Source organism: Micromonospora sp. NPDC050495, assembly GCF_040655175.1.
In the GTDB taxonomy this organism is placed as follows: domain Bacteria; phylum Actinomycetota; class Actinomycetes; order Mycobacteriales; family Micromonosporaceae; genus Micromonospora.
Genome location: NZ_JBFAJK010000050.1, coordinates 1 through 13,081 on the forward strand (window position 1 = coordinate 1; position 13,081 = coordinate 13,081).

At 74.1% G+C, this 13,081-nt stretch carries 14 protein-coding genes; 9 read left to right on the forward strand and 5 right to left on the reverse strand.

The window, feature by feature from the left end:
• Positions 1 to 141: 141 nt before the first annotated feature.
• Both AB0I11_RS29510 and AB0I11_RS29515 read left to right on the forward strand, forming a co-directional pair.
• Positions 142 to 1,113: a pirin family protein gene (locus AB0I11_RS29510; RefSeq protein WP_357327864.1), complete on the forward strand. Its 972-nt coding sequence runs from the start codon at positions 142 to 144 to the stop codon at positions 1,111 to 1,113.
• 31 nt (positions 1,114 to 1,144) lie between these two features.
• The gene (locus AB0I11_RS29515; RefSeq protein ID WP_357327867.1) at positions 1,145 to 1,810 is read left to right on the forward strand and encodes a hypothetical protein; all 666 of its coding nucleotides are present in this window, start codon (positions 1,145 to 1,147) and stop codon (positions 1,808 to 1,810) included.
• Between the two features lie 214 nt (positions 1,811 to 2,024).
• Here the strand turns inward: AB0I11_RS29515 and AB0I11_RS29520 are convergent, their stop codons facing one another.
• Positions 2,025 to 2,687, reverse strand: a complete 663-nt coding sequence (locus AB0I11_RS29520) for a DUF1345 domain-containing protein (RefSeq protein ID WP_357327870.1) — start codon at positions 2,685 to 2,687, stop codon at positions 2,025 to 2,027.
• A 9-nt stretch (positions 2,688 to 2,696) separates the two neighbouring features.
• Entirely contained in the window at positions 2,697 to 2,966 is a 270-nt protein-coding gene (locus tag AB0I11_RS29525; protein WP_357327873.1) for a DUF2795 domain-containing protein, read from the reverse strand.
• Positions 2,967 to 3,115: 149 nt separating this feature from the next.
• On the opposite strand from AB0I11_RS29525, the gene AB0I11_RS29530 reads away from it, so the two are divergent.
• Positions 3,116 to 3,520, forward strand: a complete 405-nt coding sequence (locus AB0I11_RS29530; RefSeq protein WP_357327876.1) for a DUF2267 domain-containing protein — start codon at positions 3,116 to 3,118, stop codon at positions 3,518 to 3,520.
• Between the two features lie 81 nt (positions 3,521 to 3,601).
• On the opposite strand, the gene AB0I11_RS29535 is transcribed toward AB0I11_RS29530, so the two are convergent.
• Entirely contained in the window at positions 3,602 to 4,750 is a 1,149-nt protein-coding gene (locus tag AB0I11_RS29535; RefSeq protein ID WP_357327879.1) for a CaiB/BaiF CoA-transferase family protein, read from the reverse strand.
• A gap of 249 nt (positions 4,751 to 4,999) precedes the next feature.
• Between AB0I11_RS29535 and AB0I11_RS29540 the strand changes: the two genes are divergently transcribed.
• The 4 genes from AB0I11_RS29540 (at position 5,000) to AB0I11_RS29555 (ending at position 7,779) form a co-directional block, all read left to right on the forward strand.
• A complete protein-coding gene (locus AB0I11_RS29540) occupies positions 5,000 to 6,013 on the forward strand; it encodes a TerC/Alx family metal homeostasis membrane protein (RefSeq protein ID WP_357327882.1) in 1,014 nt (337 codons plus the stop codon).
• Positions 6,014 to 6,115: 102 nt separating this feature from the next.
• Entirely contained in the window at positions 6,116 to 6,706 is a 591-nt protein-coding gene (locus AB0I11_RS29545) for a sulfite oxidase-like oxidoreductase (protein WP_357327970.1), read from the forward strand.
• Between the two features lies 1 nt (position 6,707).
• On the forward strand, positions 6,708 to 7,469 hold the full coding sequence (locus AB0I11_RS29550; RefSeq protein ID WP_357327885.1) for a ferredoxin reductase: 762 nt from the start codon (positions 6,708 to 6,710) through the stop codon (positions 7,467 to 7,469).
• A gap of 16 nt (positions 7,470 to 7,485) precedes the next feature.
• Positions 7,486 to 7,779, forward strand: a complete 294-nt coding sequence (locus AB0I11_RS29555; protein ID WP_357327888.1) for a DUF6510 family protein — start codon at positions 7,486 to 7,488, stop codon at positions 7,777 to 7,779.
• Positions 7,780 to 7,825: 46 nt separating this feature from the next.
• On the opposite strand, the gene AB0I11_RS29560 is transcribed toward AB0I11_RS29555, so the two are convergent.
• Entirely contained in the window at positions 7,826 to 9,055 is a 1,230-nt protein-coding gene (locus AB0I11_RS29560) for an MFS transporter (RefSeq protein WP_357327891.1), read from the reverse strand.
• A gap of 380 nt (positions 9,056 to 9,435) precedes the next feature.
• On the opposite strand from AB0I11_RS29560, the gene AB0I11_RS29565 reads away from it, so the two are divergent.
• The gene (locus AB0I11_RS29565; RefSeq protein ID WP_357327893.1) at positions 9,436 to 9,969 is read left to right on the forward strand and encodes a GNAT family protein; all 534 of its coding nucleotides are present in this window, start codon (positions 9,436 to 9,438) and stop codon (positions 9,967 to 9,969) included.
• A 117-nt stretch (positions 9,970 to 10,086) separates the two neighbouring features.
• Here AB0I11_RS29565 and AB0I11_RS29570 read toward each other — a convergent pair whose 3' ends face one another.
• Positions 10,087 to 10,698, reverse strand: coding sequence for a S4 domain-containing protein (locus AB0I11_RS29570; protein ID WP_357327896.1), 612 nt, complete (start codon positions 10,696 to 10,698; stop codon positions 10,087 to 10,089).
• A gap of 190 nt (positions 10,699 to 10,888) precedes the next feature.
• Here AB0I11_RS29570 and AB0I11_RS29575 point away from each other — a divergent pair, with 190 nt between their 5' ends.
• Positions 10,889 to 13,039: a glycogen debranching N-terminal domain-containing protein gene (locus AB0I11_RS29575; RefSeq protein WP_357327899.1), complete on the forward strand. Its 2,151-nt coding sequence runs from the start codon at positions 10,889 to 10,891 to the stop codon at positions 13,037 to 13,039.
• Positions 13,040 to 13,081: the final 42 nt, after the last annotated feature.

The window sequence follows — 13,081 nt, forward strand, 5'->3', positions numbered from 1 at the left end:
GGCGAGGGTGACCGGCGCAGGGATCAAGCCTGACCGCCCGGAGCCGGTCACCCTCGCCCCCAGCCCCAAGCGCAACCAACCAGCCTGCTAGCAGGACCGAACACCGCGATCGCCGACAAGAGCGGAGCGTAGAGTCGGGCGGTGGACCGTACCGAATCGTTGCCCGCCCAGATGCTCCCGCCCGGTGCCGCCCCGGCGGAGCAGCCCAGCGTGCTGCTGCCCGGCCACGACGTGCCGCTCGGCCGTTACACCACGGTGCGGCGGCTGCTGCCGCAGCGGCAGCGGCGGCTGGTCGGGGCGTGGTGTTTCGTGGACCATTTCGGACCGGACGACGTCAACGAACGCCCCGGCATGGAGGTGCCGCCGCACCCGCATACCGGGTTGCAGACGGTCACCTGGCTGCTGGACGGCGAGATCGTGCACCGGGACAGCCTCGGCAACGTGCAGCCGATCCGCCCGGGCCAGCTCAACGTGATGACCTCCGGGCACGGTATCGCCCACTCGGAGCGTTCGCCGGTGGTGCACCCGCCGGTGATGCACGGCGTACAGCTGTGGGTGGCGTTGCCGGATTCGGCGCGTGCCGGGGCCGCGGACTTCGCGCACCATCCGACGCTGCCCCGCTGGCGCGAGGGTGACCTGGACGTCACGCTGCTGGTCGGCGAGGTCGGCGGCGAGCGTTCGCCGGCCGTGGTGCACACCCCGCTGCTGGGCGTGCAGCTCGAGGTTCGCGGTCCGGCGCCGGCCACGTTGCCGCTGCGCCGCGATTTTGAGTACGGCTTGCTGGCGATGTCCGGCACCGCGGAGGTGGACGGGGTGTCGCTGGGGGTGGGCGCGCTGCTCTATCTGGGCACCGGCCGGGACACGCTCACCGTGCGGGCCGCAGCGGGCAGCAAGCTGCTGCTGCTCGGCGGTACGCCGTTCGAGGAGCCGCTGGTGATGTGGTGGAACTTCGTCGGCCGTTCGCACGAGGAGATCGTGGCGGCCCGGGAGGAGTGGATGGCGGGGCGGCGGTTCGGCACGGTGGCCGACGACCCGGCGCCGCCGCTGCCGGCTCCGGCGCTGCCCACCACCCGGCTGAAGGCGCGCGACCGCAGCGGCGGCTTCCAGGATTGAATGCCCGCCCCTCGCCCGGGTAGACGCGGGTATGCCGACCACTGGGATAGCCAGCATCGAGGACAAGAAGCGGCTGGTCCGCCGGCTCGCCGGGGACGGTCGCGGTTTCGCCGAGCAGTACGGGTTCCGGGTGACGAACAACCCGGCGCAGTTGTTCCAGGTGCTCTACCTGTCCGTCCTGCTCGCCCGCCGGGGTGATTTCCGCAAGGCGGTGGACGCCGCGGCGGCGTTGCGGGACGCCGGTTGGGACAGCGCCGCCCGGATGGCCCGCTCGCTGCACGAGGATCGGGTTCGGGTGCTGCGCGGCGCGGGGCAGCGCGGTGACGTGGACGCGCTCGCCGCGACGCTGGGCGACCTGGCTCGGACGGTGGTCGACCGGTACCGGGGTGACCTGCGCCGGTTGCGTACCGGCGCGCACCAGGATCCGGCCCGGGAGCGGCGGTTGCTCACCGCGCTGCCGGGTGTGGACGACGCGGTGGCCGACCTGTTCCTGCGGGAGGCGCAGGCGGTGTGGCGGGAGGTGGCGCCGGTGGCGGACCGGCGGGCGCTGGCGGCGGCCCGGCGGCTGGGGCTGGGCCGGTCGGCGCAGGATCTGGCGGGCCTGGCCGGCAGCGGCGAGTCGGAGCGGTTGGCCTGGCTCGTGGGGGCGTTGGCCCGGGTGGATCTGGAGAAGCGGTACGCGGAACTGACCGGTTGAGGCGGAGTGCCGCCCGCCACAGTTTTGCGAAAGTCACCCGTTCGGCTGATGTTGCGTCGTAGGATGATCGTGGCAGTGATGCCCGCCCGGTTCGGGCGAACATCCACCGCCTGGCGGTCGCGACCCGGTTCGGGCGCGGACCGGCAGGAGCAGGTGTTGCGTGGCGCCCCAGGTCGCGGTTCGTGACCCGGGGCGCCCGCCTGTCGTCAGGGGCTCACTGGGCGAGGCTGGCCAGCAGGTTCACCGTCGCCGCGACGATGACCGCGCCGAACAGGTACGACAGCAGCGAGTGCCGCAGCGCCGTGCGGCGCATCTCCGACGTGCACAGGTCGGTGTCGGAGACCTGGAAGGTGGTGCCCAGGGTGAAGCCGACGTACGCGAAGTCCGCGAAGCAGGGCGGCTCGTCCTGGTGGAAGTTGATCCCGCCGGGTGTCCCGCTGTAGTACAGCCGGGCGTACCGGGTGGTGAAGACGGTGTGCACCACGAACCAGGAGAGCACGACGCTGAGCACGCCGAGCCCTCCGTACAGGTCACGAGGCAGGCCGGTCCGGACGCTGTGCGCGGTGGTCAGCACCACGCCGACGGCGAGCAGGCTGGCCAGGCAGGCGGCCAGCAGCAGGCCGTCCCGGGTGGCCCGGTTCGGGTCCTCCAGCTTGGCCAGTCGGGCCGTGCGGGCGGCGTCCAGGTTGCCCAGCCGGGACCATTGCAGGACCAGCCAACTCAGCGCGGCGGTGTCCCAGCCGACCAGCGGGGCGAGCGTCGGCGCGATCATGACGGCGGCCGCCCCGCCGGCGACGAGGCCGACCAGCGTCATGCCGACCAACTGGACCGCCGCCGGCAGGTGCCGGCCGGCCCGCCCGGCCGTCCGGCGCGCCACGGTACGGAATCAGATGCCGCGCAGGTGCTGCGAGACCCGCGTGTGCGGCTCCCGCGCCTGTGCCGCCCGCTGTGACCGGCTGACCTCGGGGGCGGCGTCGATGCCGGCCGACCGGGCCACCTCGGTGCCGTTGGCGTAGTCCACCGGGGGCAGCGCGCGCAGCGCCCGCAACACCTCCGGCGGGGCACCCTCCCGTTCGGCCTCCCGGATGACGTCGTCCTTCCCGGCCGGATAGTCCAGCGCGGACAGGTACTCAAGGACGTCCGTGTAACTCGCCATGGGTCGGGCTCCTCGCGCCTGTAGTCACGGTCACGACCGGCGGCGGTTACCCGTCGCGCGCCTGGTCACGCGCGGTCCGGTCGGGAAATGTGGCGCGGTTTCCGGCGCGGCGGGGCGGGTAGCCGGGCAGCCGTGAGGGGGGAACGCCGATGAACTACGACACCTTCGTCGACCAGGTCGCCCAGCGGGCGGCAGCGCCCACGGAACGGGCTGCCGCACTGACCCGGGCCGCCCTGGAGACCCTCGCCGAACGGCTGACCGGCGGCGAGGTGCTGGACCTGGCGGCGCAGCTGCCCAAACCGCTGCAACAGGTGCTGAAGCCGCACCCGGCCACGGAGGCGGCGGAACGGTTCGGGGCCGCCGAGTTCGTCGCCCGGGTGGCGCAGCGGGCCGGCGTGGACGAGAACGTCGCCCGCGACGGCGTGCGCGCGGTCTTCACCACGTTGCGCGAGGCGATCAGCGGCGGCGAGTTCGACGACGTGGTGGTGCAGCTGCCGCGTGACTTCCGGGCGGTGGTCGAGCCCGCGATGGCACCGGGCGCCACCCGCCGCTGACCCGGCGGCGGCGCCTGCCCGGCAGGCGCGGCGTCCCGTGCCGGCGTACCGCCCGCCGGTGCGGGGAGGTGCCCGGACGGGTCAGGCGATGGTGCCGGCGGACCGGAGGGCGGCGATCCGGGCGGCGTCGAAGCCCGCCTCGGCCAGCACCTCGTCGGTGTGCTCGCCGGGCTCGGGCGGGGGCCGGCGTACCGAGGTGGGGGTGGCGGAGAAGCGTGGGGCGGGCGCCGGCTGGGTGACCCCGTCGGGCGCGACGAAGACGCCGCGCGCGGCCAGGTGTGGGTGAGCCGGCGCCTCCGCCCAGTCCAGCACGGGCGCCGCGCACGCGTCGGAGTCGGCGAGCAGCTCCGCCCACTCGTCGCGGGTACGGGTCCGGAACAGCCGCGCCCACGCCGCCCGCAGCGCCGGCCAGTTCGCCGGGTCAGTGCGGTCCGGCGCCTCGTCGCCGTCGAGCGGGAAGCCGGTGAGCCGGACCAGCTCGTCGTAGAAGCGCGGCTCCAGGGCGCCCACCGCCAGGTGGCGGCCGTCAGCGCACTCGTAGGTGTCGTAGAAGGGGGCGCCCCCGTCGAGCAGGTTCGTCCCGCGCGCGTCCTGCCACATGCCCACCCGGCGCAGCGCGTGGATCTGGGTGGCCAGCACCGACACGCCGTCCACGATGGCCGCGTCGACGACCTGGCCGGGCGCGCCGGCGCGGACCGCGTACAGGGCGGCGACGACGCCGAGGGCCAGCATCATCCCGCCGCCGCCGAAGTCGCCGAGCAGGTTCATCGGCGGCACCGGCCGCTCGCCGGCCCGGCCGGTGCCGTGCAGCGCGCCGGTCAACGCCAGGTAGTCGATGTCGTGGCCGGCGGTGGGGGCGAGCGGCCCGTCCTGCCCCCAGCCGGTCATCCGGCCGTACACCAGGCGGGGGTTGACCGCCCGGCAGTCCTCGGGCCCGAGGCCGAGCCGCTCGGTGACGCCCGGCCGGAAGCCCTCGACGAGCGCGTCCGCGCCGGCGACCAGGGCGAGCACGACCTCCCGCCCGGCGGGCGTCTTGAGGTCGACGGCGAGCGAGCGCCGGTTGCGGTTGAGCAGGTCGCCGGGCATCGCGCCGAAGCCGCCGCCGCCCACCCGGTCCACCCGGACCACGTCCGCGCCGAGGTCGGCCAGCATCATCGCGGCGAACGGGCCGGGTCCGATGCCGGCCAGCTCGATCACCCGTACGCCGGTCAGGGGTCCCTGGTCAGTCATCGCGTCACCATAGGTCCCGGTCGCGCCGGGCACCACGTCGCGGCGTGCACACAGCAGTTGACCAGGGCAATCATGTGCGTCCCCAGTTGGCGTCCGGGGCGGGGTGCCCTAACCTTGGACCCGCGAGGGGAGTACTTCCCACGAACCATTCCGGTCAGTACGGCACGCCTGGACGTGCCTCGGGTGGTTGCCCACGTTCTTTGTGGGTGAAGGAGACCTCGAACATGACACGGTGTTCGAGGAGGCCCTATGACCGCGTTGTCCCCGCTGTCCGCCACCGAGCTGTCGTCGGTGGGCACCCCCACGCTCTGGGCGGTGACCATCGCCGGCGTGCTCGCCCTGCTGGTGCTGGACTTCCTGGTCACCCGCCGGCCGCACGAGGTGTCGCTCAAGGAGGCGCTCGGCTGGTCGGCGTTCTACGTCGCGCTGCCGCTGGCCTTCGGCGCCTGGGTGTGGTCGCGGTGGGGCTCCGAGCTGGGTGTGCAGTACCTGACCGGCTACCTGGTGGAGAAGTCGCTCTCGGTCGACAATCTCTTCGTCTTCATGCTGCTGCTGGCCGCGTTCGCGGTGCCCGCGGTGCTGGCCCAGCGGGTGTTGCTCTACGGCATCGCCGGCGCGCTCGTGCTGCGGGCGGTCTTCATCGCCCTGGGCGCGGCCGCGCTGCAGACCCTCGACTTCGCCTTCTTGCTCTTCGCGCTGATCCTGATCGCCACCGCGGTGAAGCTGTTGCGCGACGCTCTCTCCGGGCACGCGCAGGAGGTCGACATCGACACGATGCGGTCGGTGCGGCTGCTCCGCAAGGTCATGCCGGTGGTCGACGAGTACCACGGTCCGAAGCTGACCATCCGGCAGGCCGGGCGCCGGGCGCTGACCCCGTTCGCCCTGGTCGTGGTCGCGGTGCTCGCCACCGACGTGGTCTTCGCGGTCGACTCGGTGCCCGCCGTGTACGGCATCACCGAGGACCCGTACCTGGTCTTCGCCACCAACGCGTTCGCCCTGCTCGGGCTGCGCGCGCTCTACTTCGTGCTGCACGCCGCGCTGAGCCGCCTGGTGCACCTCAGCTACGGCCTGGCGGCCATCCTGGCGTTCATCGGGCTCAAGCTCGGCCTGCACTGGGCGCACGGGATCTGGCCGGGCGTGCCGCAGATCCCCACGCTGGCCTCCCTCGGCGTGATCGTCGTCGTGCTGGTCGTGGTGACCCTCACCAGTCTGCGCGCCACCCGCGACCCGGTGCGCGGGGCGGCCTCGGGAGACCCGCGTTAGCGACCGGACGTCGGGCCGCCGCGGTGGTCAGCCACCGCGGCGAAGTCCGGCGAACCAGTGCCGCCGCCCACCCTGAGGTGGTACGACTGACCGGTGGGAATTGTGTCGCCAGGCTTTCAAGGCCGGCCCCGCTCGGCCGAACCGGCCCTGCCGCCGGGCCAGTACCTCACCCAGGACTTCCCGGTGCTCTCGGCCGGACCGACGCCGAGGGTGTCGCTGGACACCTGGGAGTTCGTACTCAGCACCGAGGATGGCAGCGAGTTCCGCTGGTCCTGGGACGAGCTGATGTCCCTGCCGCAGGAAACCCCGACCGTGGACATCCACTGCGTGACCCGCTGGTCGAAGCTGGCCACCAGGTGGCAGGGCGTCTCCCTGGACACCCTGCTGGACGGGGTCGACACTGCGGCCCACTACGCGCTGGCCCACTCCTACGGCGGGTACACCACGAACCTGCCCCTGGACGACCTGCGCGGCGGCCGGGCCTGGGTGGCGCACACCTTCGACGGCGGCCCGCTGCCGGCCGAGCACGGCGGACCGGCGCGACTGCTCGTCCCGCACCTCTACTTCTGGAAGTCGGCCAAGTGGGTGCGCGGGATCCGGCTGTTCATCGACGACCACCCCGGCTTCTGGGAGACCGCCGGCTACCACGACTACGGCGACCCGTGGCGCGAGCAGCGCTACCAGGGCGACTGAGGTGGCCGCACCCACGAGTGGCCGGGTCGCAGCCACCCCGCTGACCTGGCAGGTGGCCCGGCTGGCCGAGCGGCGGATCGAGACGGCGAGCGCGCACACCCTGGTGCTGGACGTGCCCGGCTGGCCCGGACACCTGGCCGGGCAGCACGTCGACGTGCGGCTGACCGCCCCGGACGGCTACCAGGCGGCCCGGTCGTACTCGCTGGCCGCGCCCGCCGACGGCGAGCGCATCGAGCTGAGCGTGCAGCGGGTGCCCGACGGGGAGGTGTCGCCGTACCTCATCGACGCCTATGCCGAGGGCGACCCGGTGGAGGTGCGCGGCCCGGTCGGCGGCTGGTTCGTCTGGCGTACCGACGAGACGGCGCCGGTGCTGCTGGTGGCCGGCGGCTCGGGGGTGGTGCCGCTGATGGCCATGGTCCGGGCCCGGCGCGCGGCGGGCAGCCGGGTGCCGTTCCGGCTGATCTACTCGGTCCGCACCCCCGACGACGTCTTCTACGCCGACGAGCTGCGCCGTCGGGCCCGCGAGGACCAGGGCCTCGACGTGGCGTACGTGTACACCCGGGCGGCGCCGGAGGGCTGGCGGGGCGAGCCGCACCGGATCGGCCTGGCCGACGTGAACAGCCACGGCTGGCCGCCGGAGCTGGAGCCGCTCTGCTACGTCTGCGGCCCGACCGGTTTTGTGGAGACCGTGGCGGACCTGCTGGTGGGGCTGGGGCATCCGACCCGGCGGGTGAAGACCGAACGGTTCGGCCCGACCGGCTGACGAGCGAGGAGGACGCATGACGGATCTGTCCTATCTAGACGGCAACATGCTCGACGGGCCGCTGCGCGAGATCTTCGCGGTCGACCTCAGCAGCGCCATCGGGCGGTGCGCCAACTGCGGCACGACCGGTCCGGTGGCCGGGCTGCGGGTCTACTCGCACGCCCCCGGGCTGGTCGGTCGCTGCCCGGCCTGCGCCGACGTCATGCTCCGGCTGGTCCGCGCCCCGGACCGGGCCTGGCTGGACCTGCGCGGCTCCACGTACCTCATGGTCCCGATGCCGCTCGACCAGCCCCACCCCGGCCCGCTCTGACCGGGCCGGCCCGCCGGGTGGTCGGCGGGCCGGCGTACCGGTCCGGTCAGCCGTCCGTTTCCGCCAACCGCCGCCAGACCAGCGCGGTGAGCAGCGTCAGCGCGGCGGCCGCCAACCAGAACGGGGTCAGGACGCTGCCGGTGACCCGGGCGACGGCGCCGCCGAGCGCCGTGCCGACGGCGGCCCCGCCCAGGTCGGCGAGGGAGTAGACGCTGTTCACCCGGCCGCGCAGCCGGTCCGGTACGAGGCGCTGCCGCAGCGACACCACGAGCACGCCCCAGACCATGGTGTGCACGCCCCAGATCGCCAGGGCCGCACCGGCCAGCCAGGGCTGCCGGGTGACCGCCAGCACCAGGTGCAGACCGATCTCGATCAGCAGCCCGGCCCGCAGCAGCGCCGGGGTGCCGAACCGGGCCCGCAGCCGGGTCGCCAGGGTGCTGCCGGCGAGGCCGCCGAGCGCCGAGGCGGTCAGCAGCACGCCGTACCCGACCGGGGCGAGGCCGAGGCGTTGCCGGGCGTAGAGCACGAACACCGCGAACGCGGCGCAGAACGCCACGTTCATCACCGCGATGCTGAGCGCCAGGGTGCGCAGCACCGGCGCCTGCCAGAGGGTGCGTACCCCGGTGGCGATGTCGGCCCGGATCGAGCGCACCGGCCGCGCGGCGCCGGGCTCCGGCGTGGCCGGCGGGACCGGACGCCAGCGCAGCAGCGCCAGCAGCAGCGCGGCCAGCCCGAAGGTGGCCGCGTCGAACCCGAACGGCAGCGCCGCGGCCAGCACGAAGAGGTAGGCCCCGAGCGGCTTCGCCGCGAACTGGTTGCCGACGACGAAGGTGGCGAAGAGCCGGCTGTTCGCCTCCTCGAGCCGTTCCGGCGGCACCACGGAGGGCAGCAGCGCCCCGGACGCGGTGTCGGCGAGGGTCTCCCCGATCCCGGTGAGCAGGAACGCCAGCAGGATCAGCGGCACGGTGGCCACCCCGGCGAGCACCGCCCCGGCCAGCGCGGCGAGGACCAGGCCCCGGCCGACGTTGACCGCGACGATCAGCCGGCGCCGGTCGAGGCGGTCGACGAGCGCCCCGCTGACCAGAGCGAACAGCAGCCAGGGCAGTTGTGGGGCGAGGGCCGCCGCGGCCACCGCGGCGGGGTCGGGGGTGAGCGAGGCGACCAGCAGCGGGGCCGCGACCATGGTGACGCCGTCGCCCAGGTTGGACACCGCGCTGGCGGTCCAGAGCCGGTGGAAGTCGCGGCCGAGCCGGCCGGTGGGAGCGGTGGCCGTCATGCCGGCCACCGGACAGGGGTACGCGGTCCGGGCGCGGCGGGGCGCCCGGACGGGATCTCCGGAAACACGAGGAACTCCCTCGGAAGCGATGTGGTGGCGTACGCACGCCAGGACGGGGGACCCGCGCGGGGCGGGTCGCCTGATCGCTTCGCGGCGAGGGGGAGGTGTCGGGGGAGCTGCGGGGCGGCTGCCGGTGGCGGCCGCCGGCGCCCGGATCAGGACACCGTGGTCCCCAGCGGCGAAGCGGAAACCAGCATCGTGCCGAGCGGAGCAATCCTCATGATCGACCTCCTGTCGTCCGGGCCCACGGTAGGGGACCTGCCGCCTCCGCGCGACCCCGGTCGCATCCCGCTCGCGCCGGTGGGCGAGAGTAGGGCAACGTGAGATACCTGCGTACCGACGGCCGGGTCGGCATCCGTCGTCCGCGCCCCGCCGACGAGGCCGAGTTCATCGCCGCCGCCCGCCGCAGCCAGGACCTGCACCATCCCTGGCTCGCCGCCCCCGACGACCCGGAGAAGTACGCCGCCTACCTGCGCAAGAACCGCAGGCAGGACGCCACCGGCTACCTGTTCTGCGACCGGGCCAGCGGCGAGATCGCCGGGTACGCGAACATCAGCGGCATCGTGCTGGGCGCCCTGCGCGGCGGCTACCTCGGCTACGCCGCCTTCCTGCCGTACGCGCGCACCGGGCACGCCTCGGCCGGCATCCGGCTGGTCATCGCGCACGCCTTCACCGCGCTCGGGCTGCACCGTTTGGAGGCGAACATCCAGCCCGGCAACGAGCCGTCGAAACGGCTGGCGCAGCGGCTCGGCTTCCGGCTGGAGGGCTTCTCCCCGGACTACCTCTTCATCGACGGCGCCTGGCGGGACCACGAGCGTTGGGCGATCACCGCGCCGCTGCCCGGAACGGGCTGAGCGGCCGTCGCCTCCACCGCCGCTGCCCCGGCTCGAGCCGGGGCGGTCCCGGCGGCCAGCGGGGCTGTCCCGGCGTCCGCCGCCCGTGCCCGCCGGCTCAGCGTTCGGGCCGCAGGCTCACAACGGGCCACCGTCGATCGTCTGCACGGCGAGCGGGATGTCCCGCAGCGGCGGCACGTCCCCGTGCTGCGGTTCCCGGGTCAGGGTCGCCGTGCCCTCGTCCGGCCGCACCCGCAGGTAGGGCGGGGGGTCGGCGGGGGTGTGGCCGGCCATCGCGACGGCCACCGGGGCCCGGCACTGTCGCTCCGGCCGGACCTGGATCGTCTGGCCCGGGCGGACCAGGTACGACGGCCGGTTGACCTTGCCGCCGTCGACCGTGAACGTGTTGTGCGCCACCAGGTCGCGGGCCTCGTTCATCGAGCGGGCGAAGCCGGCGCGGTGCACCAGCGCGTCCATCCGCTGCTCCAGTTGGCCGGCCAGGTTCTCCGCCGAATCGCCGGGTTGGCTGACGGCCGCCACCAGGGCCCGGGCCAGCTGCCGGTCCCGCAACTCGTAGCGGGCGCGCACCTGGTGCCGCGCGCTGTCGTCCAGCCAGGGTCCGCCGGGCGCCGGCCGAGGCCCGCCGCGTACGCCCACCGGGTGCCGCTGCCGCCGCATCCGGAAGCCGTACGCGGGGTGCAGCGGGAACACGTCGTCGGGCGCGGGACGTACCGTGCTGCGGACCGCCATGTCGTCTCCTCCTCGGGCTGTCGGGCGTTCCCGGTCGCCGAGGTCGGCGCCCGGCTACCGGTCCCCCCACCCTCGGACCGGGCCGGGTGAGGCGACGCCACCCGGTCGGGATGACCCGCCGGTGTGCCGCCGGGCTTCGCCCGGATCGGGTGATGGCCGCCTCACCCGTGCCGCTCCTACCGTCGGCGGCATGGTTGTGGCACGTCCGACCCCCGCCGACCCGACCCCCGGCCTCGCCGCCTCCGGCGGACCGGGCGACCAACGGGCGGCCCCGCCCGAGCTGGGTCCCCAGTCGATCGCCGTGCTCAGCGGCCCGACCTTCATGTACTCCGACCCGGCCGGGGACGTGCCGCCGGGCAGCATCGGCGGGCTCGTCCACCTGGACACCCGGCTGCTCAGCGGGTGGACGCTGACCGTGAACGGTAGCCGCTTCCTGGTGTTGCGCTCGGAGACCATCGACCACTACTCGGCGCAGTTCGTGCTCACCAATCCGGAACTGCCCGGCCTACCGCCGGACAGCCTCGGGGCCCGCCGGCTGCGCTACGTCGGGGAGGGCTTCCACGAGCGGATCGAGATGCTCTCGTACCGGGCCGAACCGGTCCGGGTCGAGCTGCGCCTCGCCGTCGCGGCCGACTTCGCCGACCTGTTCGAGGTCAAGTCCGGGGTCCGGGACCGGTCGGCGGACATCGTCCGCCGACACGACCCGGACGGCAGCCCGCTCTGCTTCCGTTACGAGACCGACGGCTTCGCCGCGCAGACCGAGGTCTGCGCGTCGCTGGCACCGGACCGGATCGAGGGCGACGAACTGGTCTGGGAGGTCCAGCTGCAACCCCGCCAGGAGTGGCAGCTGGACCTGTCGGTGCCGCTGCCGCCCGGGCCGGGCACGGTCGAGCCGGTCCGCGGGGACATCGCCGACGTGTTGCACCGCCGGTTCTCCAACCCGGTGCGCGCCTGGATCGAGAACCGGGCGACGCTGGACAGCGACAACCCGGTGCTGGAACGCACCACCCGGCAGTCCCGGCACGACCTGGCCGCGCTTCGGCTCGAACTCGAGGTCAAGGGGCAGCGCGTCGAGCTGCCCGGCGCCGGACTGCCCTGGTTCCTCACCGTGTTCGGCCGGGACACCCTGATCACCGCGTACCAGACGCTCTCCGCCGGGCCGGCGTTGGCCCGCGGGGCGCTGCTGGCGCTCGCCCGGTTGCAGGGCACCCGGTGCGACGACTTCACCGACGAGGAACCCGGCCGGATCCTGCACGAGGTCCGCTTCGGCGAGCTGACCCGGACCGGGGCGAAGCCGTACACGCCGTACTACGGCAGCGCCGACGCGACCCAGCTCTGGCTGATCCTGCTCTCCGAGTACTGGCGGTGGACCGGGGACGACGAGCTGATCCGCCGGCTGCGGCAGCAGGCGCTGGCCGCGCTGCACTGGATCGACCACTTCGGCGACCGGGACGGTGACGGTTACGTCGAGTACGCCACCCGCTCCCCGGAAGGGCTGGGCAACCAGTGCTGGCGGGACTCCCCGGACGGCGTGTGCTTCTCCGACGGCCGGATCCCGGTGCTGCCCATCGCGACCTGCGAACTGCAGGGCTACACGTACGACGCGAAGCTGCGCCTGGCCGAGCTGGCCGACGGGCCGCTCGCCGAGCCCACCCTCGCCGCCCGGCTGCGCGACGACGCGGCGCGGCTGTACCGGCAGTTCAACCAGGACTTCTGGCTCGACGGGCGGGGCGGCTTCTACGCGGTCGGGCTGGACGGCGACAAGACGCCCATCGACTCGAAGACCTCCAACATGGGACACCTGCTGTGGAGCGGGATCGTGCCGCCGGAGCGCGCCGGGGCGGTGGTGCGCCAGCTCATGCACGGGGACATGTTCTCCGGCTGGGGCATCCGCACCCTGTCCCGCGAGGACCGGTTGTTCAACGCGCTCGGCTACCACCTCGGCACGGTCTGGCCGCACGACAACTCCATCGCGGTGCTGGGCCTGGCCCGGTACGGCTACCGGGCCGAGGCCAACCGGATCAGCCTGGCCCTGCTCGACGCGGCCGAGCAGTTCGGCTACCGGCTCCCCGAGGCGCTCAGCGGGTACATCCGCGAACGCACCATGTTCGCCGTGCCGTATCCCACCGCGTGCAGCCCGCAGGCCTGGGCGGCGGGGGCGCCGCTGGCCCTGGTGCGGGCGATGCTCGGTCTCAACCCGGTGAACGGCCGCCTGGAGATCGACCCCGACGTGCCGGCCGAGATCGGCCGGATCACCGCCTCGCGGGTCCGCGCCTTCGGCCACCACTGGGACCTCGAGGCGATCGGCCGCACCGGTCACGTCCGCCTGGCGCCCGGCTGACCGGCACGTTTGTCGAGGTCCTCGACGGGAACGGCAGCGGGC

Excerpts from the sequence above, each read along its gene's own strand:
- AB0I11_RS29570 (WP_357327896.1), bottom strand. The coding sequence starts at position 10,698 with ATGGCGGTCCGCAGCACGGTACGTCCCGCGCCCGACGACGTGTTCCCG.
- AB0I11_RS29575 (WP_357327899.1), top strand. The coding sequence starts at position 10,889 with ATGGTTGTGGCACGTCCGACCCCCGCCGACCCGACCCCCGGCCTCGCC.
- AB0I11_RS29530 (WP_357327876.1), top strand. The coding sequence starts at position 3,116 with ATGAACTACGACACCTTCGTCGACCAGGTCGCCCAGCGGGCGGCAGCG.
- AB0I11_RS29560 (WP_357327891.1), bottom strand. The coding sequence starts at position 9,055 with ATGACGGCCACCGCTCCCACCGGCCGGCTCGGCCGCGACTTCCACCGG.
- AB0I11_RS29515 (WP_357327867.1), top strand. The coding sequence starts at position 1,145 with ATGCCGACCACTGGGATAGCCAGCATCGAGGACAAGAAGCGGCTGGTC.
- AB0I11_RS29540 (WP_357327882.1), top strand. The coding sequence starts at position 5,000 with ATGACCGCGTTGTCCCCGCTGTCCGCCACCGAGCTGTCGTCGGTGGGC.
- AB0I11_RS29555 (WP_357327888.1), top strand. The coding sequence starts at position 7,486 with ATGACGGATCTGTCCTATCTAGACGGCAACATGCTCGACGGGCCGCTG.
- AB0I11_RS29535 (WP_357327879.1), bottom strand. The coding sequence starts at position 4,750 with ATGACTGACCAGGGACCCCTGACCGGCGTACGGGTGATCGAGCTGGCC.
- AB0I11_RS29525 (WP_357327873.1), bottom strand. The coding sequence starts at position 2,966 with ATGGCGAGTTACACGGACGTCCTTGAGTACCTGTCCGCGCTGGACTAT.